This is a genomic window from bacterium, from assembly GCA_021372515.1.
In the GTDB taxonomy this organism is placed as follows: Bacteria; Gemmatimonadota; Glassbacteria; order GWA2-58-10; family GWA2-58-10; genus JAJFUG01.
Window position 1 is genome coordinate 1 of the sequence record JAJFUG010000086.1, and the last position, 20,429, is coordinate 20,429.

The 20,429-nt window shown below is 65.4% G+C and carries 18 protein-coding genes and 1 tRNA gene; 4 read left to right on the top strand and 15 right to left on the bottom strand.

Going from position 1 to position 20,429, the window contains the following annotated elements; translation table 11 throughout:
- The 5 genes from LLH00_08800 to LLH00_08820 all read right to left on the bottom strand — a co-directional run.
- Nucleotides 1-417: ABC transporter permease (locus tag LLH00_08800; GenBank protein MCE5271371.1), on the bottom strand; the 417-nt coding region annotated here is incomplete at its 3' end.
- Entirely contained in the window at nucleotides 414-1,124 is a 711-nt protein-coding gene (locus LLH00_08805) for an ABC transporter ATP-binding protein (protein ID MCE5271372.1), read from the bottom strand. The genes LLH00_08805 and LLH00_08800, both read right to left, overlap by 4 nt.
- Nucleotides 1,117-2,346, bottom strand: a complete 1,230-nt coding sequence (locus tag LLH00_08810) for an efflux RND transporter periplasmic adaptor subunit (GenBank protein ID MCE5271373.1) — start codon at nucleotides 2,344-2,346, stop codon at nucleotides 1,117-1,119. The genes LLH00_08805 and LLH00_08810 overlap by 8 nt, the downstream gene beginning before the upstream one ends.
- Nucleotides 2,347-2,443: 97 nt before the next feature.
- Nucleotides 2,444-3,226, bottom strand: coding sequence for a hypothetical protein (locus tag LLH00_08815; GenBank protein MCE5271374.1), 783 nt, complete (start codon nucleotides 3,224-3,226; stop codon nucleotides 2,444-2,446).
- A 455-nt stretch (nucleotides 3,227-3,681) separates the two neighbouring features.
- Nucleotides 3,682-3,771: transfer RNA gene (locus LLH00_08820), tRNA-Ser, on the bottom strand.
- A gap of 180 nt (nucleotides 3,772-3,951) precedes the next feature.
- Between LLH00_08820 and LLH00_08825 the strand changes: the two genes are divergently transcribed.
- Entirely contained in the window at nucleotides 3,952-4,920 is a 969-nt protein-coding gene (locus LLH00_08825; GenBank protein MCE5271375.1) for a DUF4097 domain-containing protein, read from the top strand.
- Between the two features lie 187 nt (nucleotides 4,921-5,107).
- Here LLH00_08825 and LLH00_08830 read toward each other — a convergent pair whose 3' ends face one another.
- From LLH00_08830 to LLH00_08840, 3 genes are all read right to left on the bottom strand, one after another.
- Complete coding sequence (locus LLH00_08830) at nucleotides 5,108-6,139, bottom strand: low specificity L-threonine aldolase (GenBank protein MCE5271376.1); 1,032 nt, start codon at nucleotides 6,137-6,139, stop codon at nucleotides 5,108-5,110.
- Nucleotides 6,140-6,172: 33 nt separating this feature from the next.
- Nucleotides 6,173-7,033 carry a DUF1848 domain-containing protein gene (locus tag LLH00_08835; GenBank protein MCE5271377.1) on the bottom strand — a complete coding sequence of 287 codons (861 nt, stop codon included), beginning with the start codon at nucleotides 7,031-7,033 and terminating at the stop codon, nucleotides 6,173-6,175.
- Between the two features lie 74 nt (nucleotides 7,034-7,107).
- Nucleotides 7,108-7,524 (bottom strand): hypothetical protein, encoded by a 417-nt coding sequence (locus LLH00_08840; GenBank protein MCE5271378.1) that lies wholly within the window; start codon nucleotides 7,522-7,524, stop codon nucleotides 7,108-7,110.
- 22 nt (nucleotides 7,525-7,546) lie between these two features.
- Here LLH00_08840 and LLH00_08845 point away from each other — a divergent pair, with 22 nt between their 5' ends.
- Nucleotides 7,547-8,158, top strand: a complete 612-nt coding sequence (locus tag LLH00_08845) for a DUF5683 domain-containing protein (GenBank protein ID MCE5271379.1) — start codon at nucleotides 7,547-7,549, stop codon at nucleotides 8,156-8,158.
- Between the two features lie 63 nt (nucleotides 8,159-8,221).
- Here the strand turns inward: LLH00_08845 and LLH00_08850 are convergent, their stop codons facing one another.
- The gene (locus LLH00_08850; GenBank protein MCE5271380.1) at nucleotides 8,222-8,602 is read right to left on the bottom strand and encodes a response regulator; all 381 of its coding nucleotides are present in this window, start codon (nucleotides 8,600-8,602) and stop codon (nucleotides 8,222-8,224) included.
- A gap of 455 nt (nucleotides 8,603-9,057) precedes the next feature.
- Between LLH00_08850 and LLH00_08855 the strand changes: the two genes are divergently transcribed.
- Nucleotides 9,058-9,519, top strand: a complete 462-nt coding sequence (locus tag LLH00_08855) for a MerR family transcriptional regulator (protein ID MCE5271381.1) — start codon at nucleotides 9,058-9,060, stop codon at nucleotides 9,517-9,519.
- 87 nt (nucleotides 9,520-9,606) lie between these two features.
- Here the strand turns inward: LLH00_08855 and LLH00_08860 are convergent, their stop codons facing one another.
- Nucleotides 9,607-11,739, bottom strand: coding sequence for an acetylxylan esterase (locus LLH00_08860; GenBank protein MCE5271382.1), 2,133 nt, complete (start codon nucleotides 11,737-11,739; stop codon nucleotides 9,607-9,609).
- 211 nt (nucleotides 11,740-11,950) lie between these two features.
- On the opposite strand from LLH00_08860, the gene LLH00_08865 reads away from it, so the two are divergent.
- On the top strand, nucleotides 11,951-13,750 hold the full coding sequence (locus LLH00_08865) for a hypothetical protein (GenBank protein ID MCE5271383.1): 1,800 nt from the start codon (nucleotides 11,951-11,953) through the stop codon (nucleotides 13,748-13,750).
- 558 nt (nucleotides 13,751-14,308) lie between these two features.
- Here the strand turns inward: LLH00_08865 and LLH00_08870 are convergent.
- From LLH00_08870 to LLH00_08890, 5 genes are all read right to left on the bottom strand, one after another.
- Nucleotides 14,309-15,010, bottom strand: a complete 702-nt coding sequence (locus LLH00_08870) for a class I SAM-dependent methyltransferase (protein ID MCE5271384.1) — start codon at nucleotides 15,008-15,010, stop codon at nucleotides 14,309-14,311.
- Nucleotides 15,011-15,072: 62 nt separating this feature from the next.
- Nucleotides 15,073-15,954 carry a formylglycine-generating enzyme family protein gene (locus LLH00_08875; GenBank protein MCE5271385.1) on the bottom strand — a complete coding sequence of 294 codons (882 nt, stop codon included), beginning with the start codon at nucleotides 15,952-15,954 and terminating at the stop codon, nucleotides 15,073-15,075.
- A 37-nt stretch (nucleotides 15,955-15,991) separates the two neighbouring features.
- Nucleotides 15,992-17,887 (bottom strand): AAA family ATPase, encoded by a 1,896-nt coding sequence (locus tag LLH00_08880; GenBank protein ID MCE5271386.1) that lies wholly within the window; start codon nucleotides 17,885-17,887, stop codon nucleotides 15,992-15,994.
- A gap of 13 nt (nucleotides 17,888-17,900) precedes the next feature.
- The gene (locus LLH00_08885) at nucleotides 17,901-18,638 is read right to left on the bottom strand and encodes a hypothetical protein (GenBank protein ID MCE5271387.1); all 738 of its coding nucleotides are present in this window, start codon (nucleotides 18,636-18,638) and stop codon (nucleotides 17,901-17,903) included.
- Between the two features lie 585 nt (nucleotides 18,639-19,223).
- A partial coding sequence (locus LLH00_08890) for a PDZ domain-containing protein (protein ID MCE5271388.1) occupies nucleotides 19,224-20,429 on the bottom strand: 1,206 nt, incomplete at its 5' end.

Below are 20,429 nucleotides of genomic sequence, written 5' to 3' on the forward strand. Positions count from 1 at the left end.
GCCCTCCTCCATGTACCAGGCGTAAGCCTCGTGCCAGTCCGGTTCCACCCCCCAGAGCACGCACTGAATCTGCTCGGTCTCGTACTTGACCCCCATGCGGAAACTCCAGGCCATGGGGGTGACAATGTCCAGGCCCGGCACCTCGCGGCGGATCGCCTCGGCATCCGAGGGCAGCAGGGTTGTCACGGTCAGGTCGGGGGGCGGAAGGTCCTTGCCGCCGCCGGCGATCAGCATCATCGCCCGGGGCCCGAAATTGTTTACCCGCTCGAGCACCTTTCGTTCGGTGCCTTTGCCCACGGCCATGATCACCAGCAGCGCGGCGATACCCACCACCGTGCCGGCCATCATCAGCAGCGTGCGCAACCGGTTCTGGTTGAGGGCGCGCGCGCCCTCCAGGGCCACCCGCAAGGCTTTCACCCGTTCACCTCGCTGTTTCCGCCACCCGCCGGGCCGACTATCCGGTCACCCGTGATCCGGCCGTCGCGCAGGGTCAGGATACGCCCGGCGCGCTCGGCCACGGACTGGTCGTGCGTGATCATCACAATCGTACGGCCCTCGCCGTGCAGGCGGTCGAAGATCGCCAGCACCTCGGACCCGGAGGCCGAGTCCAGGTTGCCGGTGGGCTCATCGGCCAGGATCAGGGCCGGGTCGCAGATCAGCGCCCGGGCGATGGCCACACGCTGCTGCTCGCCGCCCGAAAGCTCGTTGGGCTTGTAGTTCATACGCTCGGACAGGCCGACCGCCTCCAGCGCCCGACGCGCCCGCGGCTCGGCGTCCGGCGGATAGTGCTCGGCGTAGATCAGCGGCAGCATCACGTTCTCCAGGGCGCTGGTGCGCTCCAGCAGGTGAAACAACTGGAACACGAACCCGATGCGGCTGTTGCGCAGGGCCGACAGCTTATCGTCATCCAGGCTCACCGCCTCCACCCCGTCCAGCTTGTAGCTGCCGCCGGTGGGTTTGTCCAGGCAGCCCAGGATGTTCATCAGGGTGGTCTTGCCGCTGCCCGAGGGGCCCATGATCGCCACGTACTCGCCGGGCTGGACCGTAAAAGACAGCCCCTTGAGGACCGGGGTGGCCATCTCGCCGCTGCGATAGGTTTTCTCGATGTCCCGCAACTCAATCACGGTTGCCTCCACCCGCCGGGGCCGCCGAGGCCGGGGCCTCGATCAGCACTTTTTCGCCCTCGCTCAGACCGTTCACCACCTCCAGCCACTGCCCGTCGCGCCAGCCCACTGCGATCTCGCGCCGCTCGGGCTTGCCGCCGTCGCCCAGCACCCAGGCCACGTTGCGGCCGCGGTCGCGCTGCACGGCGCGGGAGGGCACGGCCAGCACGCCGGGCCTGTCCTCGAGGGTCAGGGTCACGCTGGCGGTCATCTGGGGCCGCAACAGGCCCTCGTAATCTCCGGCTATGTCCAGCACCACGATGTAGTAGACCACATTCTCCTGGATCACGGCCTTGGGGTAGATCGCGCTCACCACGCCCTCGAACTCCCGCCCCGGGAACGCGTCCACGCTGAACGAACCTTTCTGGCCGGTCTTGACCTTGCCGATATCGACCTCATCCACGTAGGCGTCCACTTCCAGTCGGGTCAGGTCGATGATGGTGACGAAAGTGGGGGCGTTGAAACCGGCGGCCACTGTTTCGCCCTCCTGGGTGGAGACCGAACCGACTACGCCGTCGATGGGAGCGGTGATTGTGGTGTAGGAAAGAGTGGCGCGGGCGTTGTCCAGGGCGCCCTGGGCCCGTTCGACATCCTTGGCCGCCTGGGACAGGTCCTCGGGGTACTGGGTCTCGGTCAGGCGCAGGCTCTCGCGGGCATACTTCAGCTCGGCCTTGGCCACCTCGAGCTGCTCGCGCGCGTCGTCCACGTCCTGCTGCGAGGCCAGCTCGTCCTTGAGCAGGTCGCTCTTGCGCTGGAAGTCCTTCTCGTTCAGAGAAACCGTAGCCGCGCACTGATCCATGTAAGCGCGGGCCTTTTCGAGCTGCATGGGATAGAGCTTTTCGAGCGAGGCGAGCCGGGAGCGGGAAATCTCCAGCTCGGCCACCCGCTGGACCACGTTGGCCTCGAGGTCGGCCTTGTCCAGCTCGGCGATCACATCGCCCTTTTTCACCTTGTCGCCGATATTGCTGCGCAGCCGCTGGACCTTTCCGGAGACCCGCGCCCCCACCCGCACCTCGGCCCCCACCTTGGCGGTGACCGAGCCGGTGGCCAGCACGGTCGCGGCAAAATCACGCTTAACCACGGTCGCAGTCTTGCCCGCATCGGCTTTCCCCCCGTCGCCGCAGGCGAAAGTCGCCGCCGCCAGCAGGAGAAAGACCCCGCACCACCGTCCCGCCGCCGTCATTGTCTGCACTTTTAACCCTCTCATTGAGCGGTAATAAACTGCCCGGACCCTTGGTCCGGGCATGTTCCAGACGTCATGCGGAATTTCGCGGTTCTGGTCAGACCAGGTGGTAGAACTGGATGCCGTTGATCAGGTACTGGATTCCGGCCAGGATCATCAGCGCGCAACTGATCCCGAACAGCCAGCGCTTGTACTTAACGAGCTTGAGCGCGAAAGCGCCGACCACGAAACCGAGCAGCGGGTAGAGCGAGGAGGACAGGCTGAACGACAGCCCGATCCCGAAAGCCTTGAACATCGAGGCGCTAAGCAGCAGGGGCACCAGGATGAGCAGCTTGGTGCACAACGTGGAGCCGCGTAGCGCGCCCAGCGCCATGCCGACCGCGAAACCCGATATCTTCTTCTCTTTTACGTCCCGACGCCAGACAACGCGGGCCTGACGGGTGAGGGCCTCGACCTCCGGCTCCTCCGCCGAGCAGACCTTGTCATCGCCGCAGGCGCTGCAAGCGCTCATGTACTCGTGATGGCCCATGGTGGGGCAGCTTTTGCAGTCGTGGCCGCAACCGTCCTCACCCTCGGCGTGCGCGGCGCGGGGCTTCTTCCAAGGCGGGACCCAACCGTACATGTGGGTGGCGGCCAGGTAGACGCTGAAACCGATCAGCAGCACCCCGGAGGCGATATTGATCACACCCTTGTCGATAGTGACCACTTTGCCCAGGGCCGCCACGGCCAGGGAGAGGATCAGGATAGCCAGCACCCGCCCCAGCAGGTAGCCCCCGCAGGTGGCGCGGTTGGTATTCTGCAGCGAGAACACGAGAAGAGCGCAAAGCCAGAGGTTTCCGAAGGAAAATCCCAGCAGTAGAGCCACCAGATAGTCGTTCATTTGCTTTTCCCCAGAGCTTGCTCGATAGAGCGAACGTGTGTGGTGGATAGCCCTTTTGCAAGAGCGATATCTATCGAATACATCCGCGCCGGTTTCGAGCCCCGGAAACCGCCTGACCGAGGGCGATCCAGACCCATTCACTCGCCGCTTCGCCCGGCACGGACTTCAAACTCTATATCGAGCGGAACATTCTCGGTGTTATGACATTCCGCATTGCTACACTCTTAGGGGATTTGCCGGAAACAATATAACAAATTTTCAACTTAATCTACCTCGCAAAGCAGAAAATATCCAGAAAAAATGTGCAGGGTTTTCCGGATTCATTTAACGGGGGAACGATGCAAATTGTTTCGCAAACCCGTCGAAATTTTTTGCGGAATACGGTTTTAGTCTTTGGCCGGCCTGAAAAGCAGGGGATTGTCGTGCTGAAATGCCGCCGGGGGGAAAAATAAAAATGGCGGAGAGGCAGGGATTCGAACCCTGGGTCGACTTACGCCGACACCGGTTTTCGAGACCGGCTCCTTCAACCACTCGGACACCTCTCCGTTGCTGCGGGCCAGCCTTGCTTACGGCTGGGCTGAAAAAGTAACAGCCTTTGCCCGGCTTGGCAAGAACCTTGATCGAAAAGGATATCCGCCGGAGCGAAATAATTGAAACCGAATCTGCAAACATGTCGTCTCAACGGTTATGAGTTCCGCAAATTCAAACCGTTCCCGGAGGACAGGATGCGCCAATACCTCGTAATCGCCGCTGTAGTGCTGCTTTCGATCAACCTGAGCCTCTGCCCGCTGCACGCTCAGAAAACCATCGACCGCGCGTTCAGCGTGCAGCCCGGCGGAGAGCTGCTTCTGGATACCGACGCCGGGGATGTGATCCTGAACGGCAGCCCCACTTCACAGGTAAAAATCCACATCGAGTCCGACTGCGACCTGGCGGGGAAGATCGATTTCACTTTCTCCCAGAAGGGGAACCGGGTGGAGGTGAACGGAAAAGCCAGGGAAACGAGCAGCTTTCTGGGCTTACTGAAAAGATGTGCGTTCGACGGCCATCTTCGGATCACGATCGAGATACCGCAGAGCTTCAACCCAAGCATCCAGACCTCCGGCGGCGACGTTGAAGCTGCGGGGATCATCGGGAAGACCGCTTTGCAGACCTCGGGCGGGAATGTCAGCGCCGCAAGGATTACCGGCTGCGTCCACCTGGGCACCTCGGGCGGCGATATCCACGCCGAGGAGATAAACGGTCCGCTCGCCGCAAGCACATCGGGGGGCGAAGTCACAGCCCGCGGGATCGGCGGGGCCTGCAACCTCTCCACCAGTGGCGGGGATATCGAGGCTTTCGCTGTCCAGGGTGATTGCGCAATCGAGACTTACGGCGGCAGCATTACTGCGGACAGCCTGGGCGGGAGCCTGAATGCCGAGACCAGCGGCGGCAGTATCGAGGCCTGCCTGAGGAGCCAGCCCCGCAGCGCCTGCGGGCTGAGTACCAGCGGCGGGGATATCACTCTCACTGTCCCGACCTCGATCTCGGCCGAGCTGTCGGCCCACACCAGCGGCGGCAACGTGAAATCCGATCTTCCGGTCAAGGTGTTCAGTACGGAGGAGGGGGAAATGGACGGCACCCTGGGCCAGGGCGGCCCGGCGCTCACCCTGCGCACCTCGGGCGGGAATATCCGTCTGCGGGCCATAAAATAAGACAGAGCCTGAAGGACAGGCTTTTCACATAGATGAGGGGAATTAGGGGAAGGGGCCACCCACCGCGGGGTGGCCCCTTGTTTTTCCGGGCGGATCCGTATCGGCGGCGAGTAATCCACCACCTCAAGCCAAACCCCGGCCTCAATCCCGTAGGGGAGGGTTACAAACCCTCCCCTGCATCGCTCGCTCAGGCCCCTTTGAGCGCCCGGGCGAACGCCGTCAGGGTCAGCTCGATGTCCCGGGCGGAGACGTTCAGGTTGGTCACCAGGCGCAGGCTGTCCGGGCCGGCCGGGCTGAGACGCACCCCCAGCGCGGCCAGACGGCGGCAGAGCTCGGAGGCCTCCGGGGCTGGGGGTGCCAGGTGCAGGAAAATGATATTCGTCTCCACGGCCTCCAAGTCCAGGCTCAACCCCGGCATACCAGACAGTCCCACGGCAAGGCGACGGGCGTTGGCGTGGTCCTCGGCCAGGCGCTCCACGTTGTGCTCCAGGGCGTACTGGCCGGCCGCGGCCAGGACCCCGGCCTGACGCATCCCGCCGCCCAGCAGCTTGCGCACCCGCCGCGCCTGTTCCACAAAAGCCCGCGTGCCCAGCACCAGCGAGCCGACCGGAGCGCCGAGGCCCTTGGACAGGCAGAAAGTGAGGCCCTCCACGCCCTCGGTCAGGCTGCGGACAGTCCGGCCCAGGGCCACGGCGGCGTTGAACACCCGCGCGCCGTCCAGGTGCACCGGGATCGAGCGCGAGGCAGCCAGGGCGGTCACAGCCCGGAACCGCTCCGCCGGGAACACCCGTCCCCCGGCCAGGTTGACCGTGTTCTCCAGGCTGATGCAGCCGGTCTGGGCCAGGTAGTAAATCTGCGGGCGGATCGCCGCCTCCACCTGTGCGGCATCCGGCGCTCCCCGCTCGCCGTCTATAATGCGCGGCAAAAGGCCGCTCAGCACGGCCATCCCGGCCATCTCATAGTTGTAGACGTGCGACTGGCGGTCGCAGACCACCTCCATGCCCGGGCGGGTCAGCACGTTCAGGCAGATCGAGTTGCCCATCGAGCCGCTGGGCACGAACAGGGCCGCCTCGCGCCCGAACAGATCGGCGGCGGTCTGCTGCAGACGGTTCACCGTGGGGTCCTCGCCGTAGACATCATCGCCCAGTTCGGCCGAGGCCATGGCGCGGCGCATACCCTCATCGGGCAGGGTCAGGGTATCGCTCCTCAGATCGATCATTCTTTCCACTTGGGGCACCTCTCCTCTAAAGTCTCAAGCGACAAGCGGGTTGGCGTAACAGTACAGGCAGCCGCAGCGGCAGGGTTGCCCGCGGTAGCTGCCGATATCGACACTCTCGTGGCAGAGGCAGCCGGAGTCCCGGCGCTGTCCCCTGTCAACACGGTGTGAAAGCCGCCCCCCGTGCAGGCCCTCCAGCCGGGCGTGGTCGATGCAGCCCCCTGGGGCGAGGTTCGCGATCCCGGAGCCGGCCAGAACCGCCTCGCAGCAGGTCAGAAGGCGCACTCCCCGCCGGGAGGCATGTTCAGACATCCAGGCGGCGACCTCCAACAGGCGTGATTTCTCCGGGTAGACAAAGCGCAGCCCCGGCACCCGGGCCTGCCGCAGGTCGATCTTGCGGTAATGGTCCATGAACGAGACCGTGCAGCAATCCAGGCCGAGCGCCGCGGCCCGGTCGAGCAGGCGCTCGAACTCGCCCAGGTTGTCCCGCGCCCGGCCCTCCAGCTCGTAGAACGCTACAGGATCGTGCCGCCAGCGAACGGCCCTCGGGCCGAAAACACGGACCAGGGCGGCCATTTGCTCCAGGCGGTCCTCCAGCGGGGGCAGGGACGGCTCCAGGAGCGGATCGGGGCTGTTCAGGGTGAAATTGAACGCCAGCGGCCAGGGCTCCAGCTCCGGCAGGCGCTCCAGCAGGGGGCCGTAGTTCTTGGACCAGAACACCAGCGAGTGCACGTCCTCACGCCGGAGCGAGACCTCCCGGCTGGAGCCGTTGTAGGGGTTGGTCAGGGTCAGACCGCCCCGGCCAAGGCAGCCGAGGAACCAGTCGAGCCAATGGGCCGGGATATCGGTGCGGCGGCTGGCCGAGATGACAACCGGCTCCGCCTGTGAAGCAGCCACGCGGGGCCTCCTGTCTTGTGGCGGAAAGGCCTTGGCCTTAGATTATTTTATTCAGGGAGTGCCGTTCCGGCCGGTCATGGCCTGGCGCTTGCAGATACGCTCGCTGCGGAGAGGTTTTTCCCGCTGAAAAACCGGAGCCTCACATCCGAGCCGTACCGCCCGGAGTAACCGTACGTGCGCCCCTGCGACCGCCCGGCCGGGTTGCGGACAGTCCAGCCGGAAAACCGCACGCCGCGGGCTGAGCCCCAGGCGTTGCCGTAACGGCGGCAGGCCGGGGCGGCGTAGCCCGCGCCGACGCCGTAAACCGGGCTGCGGGCGGGGCAGACGCCGTTTCGTACTCCGCTGCGGGGGCCGCGGCTGTAATACCCGGACCCGGCACTGTACCAGGACCGCACGGCACGGGCGCCGGGGGTCTGCAGACGGTCCGCGGCGGCGGACTGCGCGGTGGCGCAAAGGAGCGGAACCAGGCAGAGCATCAACATCATTCTCATGGGGCTTGTCCTTTTGAACAGCATGATTGCCATCGGTTTAAACATACTGCGCTCGGGCGGGATGTCAAGGCTCGGCGGCGCAGGCTGGCTTGTCCTGGCAGCCGTTCTATTCTGCGGCGGCCTGCGGGCGCAGTCGCCCGCCGCGGCGGACAGTCTGCCCCAGTTCCAGCAGTTGCCGCCGGGGTTCATGGACTCGACCCTGACCGACTCGATCTCGGGGGTGAGCCATCGCAAATCCCCCTCCGGGGCCTTGCTGCGGGCGCTGGCACTGCCCGGCTGGGGCCAGTTCTACACCGGCCACCCGGTGCGGGGCGGCCTGGCGGCGGCGCTCGAAACCGGCTTTTTCGTGATGATGGCGCGCAAGTTCAGCGACCGCAACAGCCAGCGTGACCGTCTGCACGCCCTGGAACGCGCCAACGGCCCGGACTGGCCGGTGGATGACCCGGAGCGCGTGGCCCTGAACGAGCACGTCAAGAGCCTCAATCGCAAGGCCGGCGACTACATGGCCTACGGCATCACCACCCTGGTGCTGAGCCTGGTTGACTCCTACGTGAGCGCCCACCTGTACCAGTTCGACCGGAATTTCTACGCCTGCCAGGGTTCCACCCGCCTGGCCCTTCACCTGGAGTTCTGAACGAAAAAGCCGGTGCGGGGTGACCCGGCCGGCCTCAATCCAGTTCATTCCTGATACGGTTGTCTATTTCTCCTGCAACACCTGCTCCACCATCCCCCGCAGCGCCTCGGGAGTGAAAGGCTTGCGCAGATAGGCCCGCACCCCTTTGGCGGTCAGTTCCTCGATCCGGGTGCGGCTGCCCTCGGTGGAGACTATCACCACCGGCACCGACGCGATCAGGCCCTCTTTGGCCATCTGCTCGATCATCTCGATCCCGTTCATCACCGGCATGTTGATGTCTGCGAACACCAGATCGACCCATTCCCTGCGCAGAATATCGAGGGCCTCCTGACCGTTCCCGGCGTGCCAGAGCTCTCCGACCGGTATCTCGGCGATGCGCAACGTTTTGGCTATAACCGCCCGGATCGTTTCCGAGTCATCCACGATGAGTATATTGTAGGCCATGCCTCTCCCTCGCTTGGGGTTCATAATTATTATATCATACTCCCGGCAGGCGCGCCACTAAAATGTAAAAAAAATATGCGCGTGTTTCCAGTCCACCACGATCCGGGCACACACCCGCGCTCCGGGACCGCACAAATCCGGAACTCCCGCCCCTGCACCGGTGCTCCCGCCGGATTTTCACCGTGAAACGGGAAAGCCGTACCTGTCTGAATGTCAGTGTTGTCCGCAGAGTTGAGTAATTACGATAATTAGTTATTTCTATTACATTTATCGCCATATGGAAAATAATTATTTGTATTTGCCGCAACAAGAGGATTTTGGTCGATTATCCTTGTCAGACACTTTCTCGGAATTTATTATAGTGTCCAAAACCTGCTCTCCTCCTCCCCCGGAGGGCATACGGTCACGGCATCTCTGAGTATCACCTGGTCCAGAACAGGGACGGGAGAAAGATTATGTATTCGAAAATCGGTAAGGTGGCAATGCAGGTCGGACTCTCGATCAAAAGAATACGGGAGTACGAGAAGGAAGGCTTTCTGAGGCCGGCGCGTTGCGAATCGAGCAACCAGAGGCTGTACAGCGAATTCGAAATCAACCAGATCCTTCAGATCAAAAAACTGATCCACGAGCGCGGCATGACCGTGGAGGGCATCCGGTATCTGCTCAACCTCGCCCCCTGCTGGTCGATTTTCGGCTGCGATAGCACCTCCGAGTGCGAGGCCTTTCAGAAGCCGCACCTGCGCTGCTGGCAGATCAAGAAAACCCTGCCTGTCGGTGCGGGCTGCACCGGCCAGTGTGAGATCTGCCCGGTTTTCCTGGCCCGCTCGGCCGATATCCGGCCCCTGTTCGAAAAGACCCCGAACATCGAGGGCGGCGAGGCCGAGGTGGAGGAAACCCCGCTGCGGGCGATAGGCTGAACAGCCAGCGGACCGGATGTATCGAAAATAAAGAGGCGCACCGTTCACGCGGTGCGCCTCTTGTTTTTACGTCAGACTGACGGGCTGTTACAGTCCCTGCATCAGCTCGGGCAGCCAGAGGCCCTCGGCCGAGGCGGCGGCGAAACGCAGGTTCGCCCCCAGGCCGAGCGCGGAGGCGTGACCGGTGAACCAGCCCTGGTCCAGGCTGGCGCCCGGATTGAGCAGCACCACCGGCTTGCGCGCCAGAAGCAAGGCCGCGGTGCGGAAACCGCCCACCCGCTGGAGCGAGCCCACCGGCAGAAGGTCCAGCAGTTCCTTGTCGTAGACCGGGTCTTTACGGTCCAGGTCGATTAGGGCCATATCGGCCGCGCCCGAGACCGCACCGGCGAAAGCCGCGCTCAGGCCGCAGCGGCTGAGGCCCGCCAGGGCCAGCGGTTCGCCCGGCCAGCTCTTGCGCGCCCAGGCCAGGGCGGTCAGGATATCCTGGATCGCCTCGAGGCCATTGCCGCGGTTGTAAGCCCAGGGCCAGCTGAATGACTCCCAGGTCTTGCGGGGAATATTCAGCTCGCCGGAGGCGAAGCCGCCCACCCGGACCACGCGCCAGCCTTTCTGCACCAGCGGGGCGATCCAGGGGCGCAGGCCGGAATCGCCGGGCAGGGCCACGCCGCCCACCTCCTCCGGGTAGACCAGCACCAGGGCGCCCCTGGCTTTCACCGGGGGTTCCACCACCTCCAGGCCGATACAGTCCCCCTTGCCGGAGCGTCCCAGCCTGAGGCTGTTGACAGCCAGGCCCGCCACCTTGCGGCTTGAGGGTTCGCTCTCCAGCAACGCGGAGGCCTGCGGGCTTTCCACGCTCAAGAGCAGCCCCAGCGCCTTGCCGTAGCTGCCTGCGAACTTGTCCAGGTCCTGCCGCCCGGCGGGGACAGCCGCCTGGAACTGGCCCTCCGAGGCCTCGACCCACCCGGCGATTATGCGCTCCGGCTCACGGGCCGTGTCGGGAAGGATATGCTCCGGGAAGACCCGCAGATCGCCCAGGCCGGCCAGCTCGGGCGCCACAGGCACCGGTTTTTCGATAACCGGCCCGGCCGCGGCCAGGTGCTTGGAGAAAAAAGCATACACCGCGGCGCGCGTGAGCGCGTTGTAGTTGTGCCCGCCCTGGATATGGACATTGGCCAGGCTGTCGGCCGCGCCGTAGAGAGCGTAATACTTTTGGATGAACGGGTACTCCCGCACCGGGCACTGGCTGGTCCAGGGGTCCTCGCTGGCCGAGCAGAGGATCAGCGGGCGCGGGGCGAAAGCGGCAGCCAGTTCCACGGTGGTGGCGTCCCGCCAGAGGCCGGGGCTGTTCTCGCACAGGCAGCCGGGGTGTTTTTTCATCCCGATTATGTTGACCGGCGCGGCCACCTTGATCCGCTGGTCCACGGTCATGAGCAGGATAGTCTGCGAGGCGCCGCCCGAGGCCCCGGTGCAGCCGATCCGGGTCGAGTCCACCTCGGGCAGGGAGGAGAGAAAATCCACCGCCCGCATGGCGTTCCAGACCTGCATCCCGGCCAGGTTCATCCCATAGAGACCGGGTTCAGGGAAATCGAATGTCCCGCGCCACTGCCGCGGCTCGTAGGGCGCGGGCTTGTCGGCCACGAGCTGCGCGCGGCTCTTGTTTTCATCGTGGGGCAACTGGAAACAGTCGTTGTAGCCCACCATGTCGATGGAGAATACGGCGAAGCCCATGCGGGCGAAATCCATGCAGCGCCCGGGGATGGAGCCGTCCACCGAGTTGTTCAGACGGCCGTAAAACCAGTGCCCGTGCGGACAGAGCACGGCCGGGAAAGGTCCCTTGCCCTGGGCCGGAAGGTAGAGGTTGCCGGTGGCCATGTAGCCGGGCAGGCTCTCGAAATAGACCTTGGCCACCTTGAACCCGGGCCCCTCTTTCCAGTCGAACACCTTGGCGTTGAGCGGGTTGCGCTCCGGCAGGGGCCAGAGCCCCAGGCTGAGCTGCACCGACTGGCGCAGTTCGGCGCGGCGAACCTCCCAGGCCTCGCGCCCGCCCAGGGGCGGGATACGCAGGGCGGCGTCGAAATGGTCGGCGTCCATCAGACTCGCGGCCCGGGTGTCGGACTGCGGCAACTGCCCCCGGGCGCTCCCGGCGGCGAACATCGAGACGAGGACCAGGGCACAGGCCAACGCTTTCAAAAAATCCGTCGTTCTCAACTCAAGACGCATCTGCTCCCTCCGGGTTCCGGTTCCGGCTTGTCGAGCCGCGGCCCGCATTCACTGTCCGTCCGCGGTGTAAGGATTCGGGTTCTGTTATATGGTTATTCTACCGCAACACGCCGCGCCGGGCAAGGGAATCGCTGCCCTTTGACAGGGGCGGCCTTTGAGCTTAAATTGCCCAGGCCAAAACATTTCCGTTCATTCCACCCCAGGGGGTTAAATGAAATTCCGGACCGGCTTTATCCTCGCGCTCACAATCATTTTAGCCTGCTCGAACGGGGCGGACAGACATTCCACTCCTGCCGCGGCTCCGGCGGACACCGCCCCCGCGAGCAGCTCCCTGCACCCGACAGCGGCCTGGCTCCTGGCCTGCCGCTCCGGGCAAGGCGGCTTCGGCTGGTTCCCCGGGGACTCGGCCTTTGTCAGCACCACCGGCATGGCCCTGGAGGCCCTGGCCGACCTGGGGGCCCTGGACAGCCTGACGGATAAGGACGCCCTGATAACCTGGCTGCGCGGCCGTCAATCTGTGGACGGCGGGTTCAGCGAAGCCGAGGGCTGGTACGGCGCTGGGTTCAAGCTGCCCTGGGGCTCGGAAAGCGCTCTGGAGCCGACCTACTGGGCGCTGCGCGGCCTGGAGATTCTGGGCGCCGCCCCGGCCGACCCGGCCAAAGCCGCCGCGTTCATCCGGGCCCGCCAGAAACGCGACGGCGCCTATGACGCCAGCGAGTACACCCTGGGCCAGCCGGACGAGGGCGTCTACACAACCTGCTGGGCCCTGCAGGCGCTACGTATCCTGGCCCAGCCGGCTCCGGACTCGGCCCGCTGTGTGGCCTGGCTGCGCGCGCAGCAGCACACCACATTCCGGCGCGGCGGGTTCGGCCTCAGCCCGGACAATTTCTATTTCTCCACCGTGCTGGGCACCTATTACGGCGTGCAGGCCCTGGCCGTGCTGGGGGCCGCGCCCGAGGACCCCGACAGCGCCCGCCGTTTCCTGCTGAGCGCGTTCGGCCAGGAGCCGGACGGCGGGTTCGAGACCGGGCACGGGGACGGCTGGAACGGGTACGACCACTACTCGCGGATGGAGGACACCCAGGCCGCAGTGGCCGCCCTGGCCCTGCTGGGCCATCCCCTGGCCGACAGCGACACCAGCCGCGCCGCCCGCCCGTCCACCGACTGCGCCGCCTGGATCGCGGGCACGCAGAACCGGGACGGCGGGTTCGGACGGTTCGGCGTGACCGACCAGACCCCGCTCGCTCCGCCCAGCGAGCTGCGTGCCACCTGGGCCGCCGTGCGCGGCCTCACCCTGCTGGGCCGACCGGTGCCGCGCCCGGCCCAGCCGCTGCCCCCGGTGGAGCCGTTCAAGGTGCACGCCTGCGTGAACCGCCACCCGGTGGTCAACTGCGATGACCCGCTGGACGTGTGGGCGTTCCGCCGTATCGCCGCGCCGATCTACTACCATTACCTGGCCGCCACCGGCAGCCGGACCGAAGCGGTCGGGATGCTGAGCCGCTGGACCCGCGCCGCGGTGGGACCCGAAAATTACCAGGGCGAGCGGCGTGCTCTCCGCGCCCGCCGCTACCTGGCCCACTCCTGGGGCCAGTGCGGCACCATGAGCCTGGTCCTTCAGGCCCTGGCCACAAGCGTGGACCACGCCGCCCGCGGGGCCTACGCTTTCGGGGATGCCAACTGCGAGGTGCTGCTTCAGGAGGACGGCTGGGATAAGCCGCACTGGGTCGATTTCATCCCGTTCACCAACGAGTTCATCCCCGCGGGCACGCTCACCCCGGAGGGCACCCGCAACGGCTGGAGCGCCCTGGACCTGGTGATAAACAGCCGCCGCCGCGAGCTGAACCTCAACTACATCTCGCTCACCCGCCTGGGCGACCAGCGCTACTGGCGGGTCTGGATGCAGGCGGTGGATGTTACGACCGGCAAGCTCACCGATGAGGCCTGCATCGATACGAGCATGACCTACGGTGACCCGGTGCCGCTCAAGATGTACCCCGACGGGAGCTGGTGAGTCTTAAGATCGATCTCAGGAACGAAAAGGCCGGGAGCGGATACAGTCCGTCCCCGGCCTTTTTCGCTATCTTGATTCGCCGTCGCGTGGGGCGGCTGTCCAGCCGCCCCACATCGGGCTGAAGGCTTAGAGTATAACACCGGGGATTGGGCACGCTGCGGCGTGCCCCTTGTATATTGGTGTGTGCATCCGCTTGAATGCTTGAGCTCTGCGGAGCTGCGCCTTTTTCATCCGCGGCCCGCCGGGCCGCTCGGGGGCCGTATGTTTGAGCCTCTCAGGGGGAGCGGAGTAATTGCCCTGCGCACACCGAAACCATTCAGAGCGTCATGGACGGGCGGGCGATTCGCGGCAGCGCCGCCCGCGACCAGAGGCAGCGTGAAAAATCCCTGTGCACTCCGTGGGCGTTAAGACAGCCGATGCCTGTGCGAGTTTACGGCCCCAATGGCTTCTGGTTCTCTTGGCCGTAACCAAGAGAACATTGAAGTCTTTCGGGCACGGCGTGCCGTGCCCCTACGCAAAACTGCGTCCTCGACCGCATGGCCGGCCCCCGGGCCCGTCTCAATCCTGCCGCAGGATCATCTCCCAGTTGTAGTAGCCCAGGATCGGCACACGCAGGCTGCGCAGCGCCGCGGCCACTTTCCCCAGCGAGGCGTTGCGCGAGGCCCCCAGCCGCCGCATGAAAAAATCGACCAGCGGGAAGCGGAACAGCCGTTTGCGGTTTTCCAGCACCCGGAACCCGGCCGCCTGGAACTTGTCCAGGAGCTGACTGTCGCGGGTGTACTCGCGCAGGTGTGTCGGGTCGAGCACCCAGCGGCCGTTGCAGCGGTAGAAATACCAGCCGTACCACTTTTTGTGCACCGTGCTCAGGTAGACCGTCCCGCCCGGGCGCAGCACCCGCTTGATCGCCAGCACCATGTCGTTGTCGTCCGGCACGTGCTCGATCACCTGGGTCGAGACCAGGAAATCGATGCTGGAGTCGGCCAGGGGGGCCAGCTCGGTGGCGCTGCCCACCTGGCAGTCGAAAGACGGGTCGATTTGACGGGCCAGCTCGATGCGCGTGTGCGACAGGTCCACCCCGTGGACCTCCTTGCCCGCCAGCAGCCCGCGATGCTGAAGCGCCCAGAGAAGGGCGCCGTCGCCGCAGCCAACATCCACGAAACTGTGCCACTCGACTCGGGCCAGCCATTCGAGGAGAAGCTCCGGCGCCTCGCCGGAATAGAAATGCACGTGACGGGCGTACTGCTCGATGTCCATCGGCATGTAGATAGTCCCACCCTTCGGAAGAACGGTCCCCCCGCGCCGCAAGCGGCGCGGGAATCGTATTATTGTCCTGATTGTTTGATCCGCTCCGGAGTTTTAACCCCGGCCCCGGGCGCAGCCCGGCAGACCACGCGGAACCCAACCATGCTCAGCCGGAACTCGGGCGCGGCGCGGTGTCGGAACACGCTGGCACAGCCCAGGGCGTCATAGTGCCAGCCGCCCCCGCGCAGCACTTTCGAATCGCCGGAAAGGGGGCCGGCCGGGTTTTTCCGCGTCCGGGCAGTATAGGCCGACATCCAGTCGTTGCACCACTCCCAAAGATTGCCGTGCATGTCGTACAGGCCCCAGGCGTTGGGCTCTTTCAGCCCCACCCGGTGCGTGCTCCCGGCGCTGTTGACCAGGTACCAGCCGGCGCGGGCCAGGTCGCTCTCGCGCTCACCGCTGTAATATCGCGTCTGTGTGCCGGCCCGGCAAGCGTACTCCCACTCGGCCTCGGTGGGAAGGCGGAACCCGTTCTTCTCGTAGTAGCAGGCGTGGCTGGCCAGACGGTAGCAGTGCTCCAGGCCGCTCCTGCGGCTGAGCTCGTTGCAGAAATCGATCGCGTCGTACCAGCTCACCTGGTCCACCGGCCGCAGGCTGTCGCCCTTGAACAGCGAGGGGTTGACCCCGGTCACCCGCGCGTACTGCGCCTGGGTGATCTCGGTGGCGCTCATCCAGAAACCGTCCAGCTCGACCCGGTGGGCCGGTCTGCAATGCGTAAAGCTTACCTCGCTCTCCTTGTCCGTGCCCATAGTGAAAGAGCCCGCCGGCGCCCAGACCATGTGCAGGCCGCCGATGGTGGCGGTGTCCCCGGCCGCGGGAGCACCCAGGCCGTCCGTGACACAGCCCGCCAGCAGACAGAGAACAGCAACTCCGTATCTGTCACTACTCCGGCTGCGGGTCATGGATACCTCCAGGCCAGGCAGGGAGTGGTTTGCGCGTTTAAGGATTACCTTTCTGACTTAACTCTCTCAGAATGAATTTCTCCGGCCGGGTCTTCTCATCGAACTCCAGCACCCGCCGTTGCGGGTCCACACGCCCGTCCAGCCGCAGCTGGCCGCTGTAGCCCTGGGCCGAGGAGTCGAACTGCTCCAGGCTGAAAATCCGCGAATAATGCCCGTATTCCAGCTCCGGCTCGGCCAGCAGGCTTTCGAGGCTGTGGGAGCGGCCGTTTCCGCGGGCCAGACGGTCCAGGCGGGCCAGGAACTCGCGCAGCGGTGCGGCCAGAAACTCGGTGGCGTCCACCCGGATGTAGTTGACCGCGCGGTCGAGGATCCGGATCAGCCCGCCGTAACGCCGTTGGATGTGCGCCTCATCCAGGCCGCGGCCGAGGATCAGGTCGCGCTCGCGCTCGAAGATCGTGCGCTTGGCGCTCTCCGGGAAATGGTAGACCAGCTCGCCCCCGCCGGAGGGCAGGTAGTGTTCGAGCTGCCCGCGCGAGAGCACGTGCACGCCCTGAGCGGCCAGGGTCTCGATCACGCGCCCCGTCAGGTCCAGGATCGCCTGCAGCTCGGCGGCGCGGTGCGGCAGAAGGCGCTTCAGCTCGCCCGGGAAATGCACCAGGCCCAGGTAGAAAGCGTAGACCCGGGCTTCCTCGCCGGTGCGTGAGCGCAGGGTGCGCACGTACTCGCGGAGTTGGCCGGAGACATTGTGCGGCGAGCGCTGGCGGCAGACCTCGCGCGCCAGGCTGAACATCCTTCGCTTGAGCCCGGCCAGGAAATCGCCGGCCGCGGCCCCGGTCTCGGCCGCCAGGGTGGTCATGGCCTCCCCGGTCGTGAGCGTTGCCAGCAGCCGCCCGCCGAACAAGGCGTCCAGGTCGGTCACGGCCTGCGCCTGGATGCCCAGGCGGGCGCCCAGACGGTAGAACAGGTCGAGCTCGTCCTTGCCGCCCACATCGATGAAGCATTCCCCGGCCGCGCCGGTCAGGCGGCCACGCCGCTCCTGCAAGAGGGAAAATATCTGCTGGTCCGTGTAGCCCTCCACGAACACCGGCCGCACGGAGAAGAAAAACTGCTTGTGGTGCGTGTTCAGCCGGGGCAGGAAACGTTTGAGCAGGCGGCTGTCCGGCTCGCTGAGCGCGCCGCTGCAGGCCGGGGGATGGTCGGGCCGAAAAACTAAACAATTGGGCAAGTCGTCCACGGTGCGCAGGTCGACGAAATAGGGCGAGTGGGTGACCAGGAAGAACAGGCGCTTTTCGGGCGCAACCAGCGGGTCGCCGGCCAGGGCGCGTATCTCCTGCATCAGGAAAGTCTGGAACTGCGGGTGCAGGTGCAGCTCCGGCTCGTCCACGATCAGGCAGTTGAACTCGTCATCGTACAGGAACGTGAGCAGGGTGATCAGCTCTTTCAGCCCGTGGCACTCATCCTGGCGCAGGCCGTACTCCCAGCCTCCGGCGATCCGGCTGAGCCGCGGGGCGAACCCGCCGCCCCGCTCGACCAGCTCCAGGCGACGGCGGAAAAGCTGGCTCAGGGCGGCCTCGATGCGCAGGCGCACATCCAGCTTTTCCTTCAGGATCACCAGCGCCGCGGAGGAGAGGCCGTACTCGGCGCCCTCGCGCCGCCAGCGCTCGTAGTCCTCGTAGCGGATGCCCTCCAGCATCAGGCTGTCCGCACTCTCGCTGCGCTGGGCCGGGTCGAAGCCACGCAGACGGTCGGAGGCGATGAAACGGGTGCGCAGGCCGGGCGCGGCCTGGGGCAACCGGCGGATCAGCTCGCGGGCGAACACGCTCTTGCCCGTGCCGTTGGGCCCGACCAGGAAATTGATCGCACCCCAGTCGTTCTTCTCGAAGACTTTATCACCCCAGAGGAACGGAATGTTCACCCGGATCGGCAGTTGCATCCTCGGCTCCCTGTCAACAAGCGGTCTGATCGCCGGTGAGCGCGCAGGCCGGGGCGCTGGCATCCGCCCGGCCGTAGCGGCGCTCGTATTCCATCTCATCGTAGGGCGCGCGCCGTCCCGGGCAGTCGAGACGCGGGCAGAGACGGCAGTTGGAGTAGGCGCTCTCCGTGCCGAACCGCAGGCCCGACACCGACTTGCGCGGCCGCATCAGGAACGAGGGGGTGAGGCTCACCCCGACCGCCTGTTCCACAGTCCCCAAGGCATTGAACAGGACCGCCTGCTGCTCCAGGGGCCAGTCCGGCAGGGACCCCGGGTTCATCGTGGCGTGGCGCGGGCCGTCGATGAGGCTGTCCAGGTGCTCCTCCACCGCGTTAACGGCGGCGTGAAGGGCGAGTTGGCAGAGTTCCTCGGCGCACCAGCGCAGCAGCATGTCGGGGTAGGACTCGGCCCAGGCCTCCAGCTCGCGGCCGCAGGTGGCGACAAACAGGCCCACCCGCTCGCTCCGTGCCAGGTTGGTCGTCAGGATGTGGCTGTGGAAAGCCTGCCCTGCGATCTCGACCGAATCACCGCCGCGCTCCCCCACCGCGACCACGGCGCAGACCGCGCGCGGACAGGCCAGCCCCAGGGCCGCGTTCACCAGGGGGACAATCTCGCCGCGCATGCCGGACTCCAGCCCCAGGCGGACGAGCACTTTGTCCGCATCCGTGCTGAACGGCACCCTGTGCAGTATCGTCAGCTCCACTTTGCGCATCCTTCTTTCCGGTTTATCCTCTCTCAAGGCTGTCTCTGATCAATACAAGGCTCTGAATAGGCCCTTCCTGCGTCCCGGTGAAATAAGCCAAGCCAGCCGGGGCCGGGATACGTGCCCATCGGCCCCATACCTTTAGTAAGGGGCACGTCACGCCGCACCCAATCACTTTTCCTGCGGGCGAGGCAGGCCTCGCCCCTACGACATTCTTCGGCATTTTTCCGTCACCAGTTGCATTGCCGGAGGGCCGCAACCTGGACTGTCGTTTTCTCGAAAATTTGGGTCTTTCGTAGGGGCGAACCTTGTGTTCGCCCGTTGTGTTACACACCCCATCGGCTTACGCCGCCACCCCTCTTGCTTAGAGGGGAGCAAAAACACACCAGCCCACCCCGCGTCTCTTTTTTCGCCTTCCGGGGCGGACCCATGTGTCCGCCCGGTCGTATACGCGGGCAGGACCATACGCAAACAAAACCTCCCAGTCACCCCATCATTTTCCCGGCCCAACTCCCTTTGTCCCTCGAATAAAGCCCATGTCGAAATAAAATGCGCCGCCGGGTGGATGTCAACCCCGGCGGCGCAGCTTTAGGTTCAGCGCTCGGGAGAGGCCGGCCGCGGCGGAAGCCCGGCCGGGCTCGGTCCCAGCTTGTCCAGCAACAGTTGCACGCCTTTTTCGAGTTGTGGGTCGTGCCCGGCGAGGATGTCCTCAGGCAGGTTGTCCACCTCGATGTCCGGCGAGACGCCCTGGTTCTCGATCACCCACTTCCCATCCGCGCTGTAGGTGCCGAACTCGGGCCGCGTGATATAGCCGCCGTCCACCAGCGGGCTGTAGCCGCGGATGCCGACCACACCGCCCCAGGTGCGCCGCCCGACCAGCGGGCCCAGCTTGTACTGACGGAACATGTAGGGGAAAATGTCACCGTCCGAGGCACTGTACTGGTTGATCAGGCAGACCAGGGGGCCGGTGAACACGGCCTTGGGGTAGGTCTCTGGTGTGGCGTTGCGCGGGGCGTCCATCCCGCCCAGCACCCGGCGCAGGCGCTCGATAATCATCTGCGAGACAAACCCGCCGCCGTTGTAGCGCACGTCGATCACCAGCCCCTGCTTGTCGATCTGGGCGTAGTAGCGTTTGACGAACTCGCTCAAGCCCTCGAAGCCCATGTCGGGAATGTGAAGGTAGCCCAGACGGCCGCCGCTCAGCGAGTCCACCCGAGCGCGGTTGCGCTCCACCCACTCCTGATAGCGCAGCGGGATTTCATCCTCGATGGGCTTGACCAGGAACGAACGGGCCTTGGCGATGTCGGGGCTCTTGCCGAAAGTGAGCGCCACCGTGCGCCCGGCTTTTCCTTCCAGAAGCGCATACGGATCGGTTGCGGTGGTGACCGGCGCACCGTCTACCGCCAGAAGGTAATCCCCTGCGGCCACACTCACGCCCGGCTCGGTGAGCGGGCTGCGGCCGGAGTCTTTCCAGTTCTCGCCCGGCAGGATATGGCTCAGCCGCCACAGGCCGCCCTCGGCCTTGAACTCAGCCCCCAGCAGGCCGGAGCGGACCCGCTCCACCGCTGGGTAATCTCCGCCGCCCACGTAGGTGTGGCCCGAGGACAGCTCGCCCACCATCTCGCCCAGGATGAAATTGAGGTCGTCCCGGTGCTGGGCCGCCTCGACCAGCGGGGCGTAGCGCGAGCGCACCGCGGACCAGTCCACGCCGTGCATGTTGGAGCTGTAGAAGAAATCCCGCTCCTGGCGCCAGGTTTCGTTGAACATCTGCCGCCACTCGGCGCGGAAATCCACCTTGGT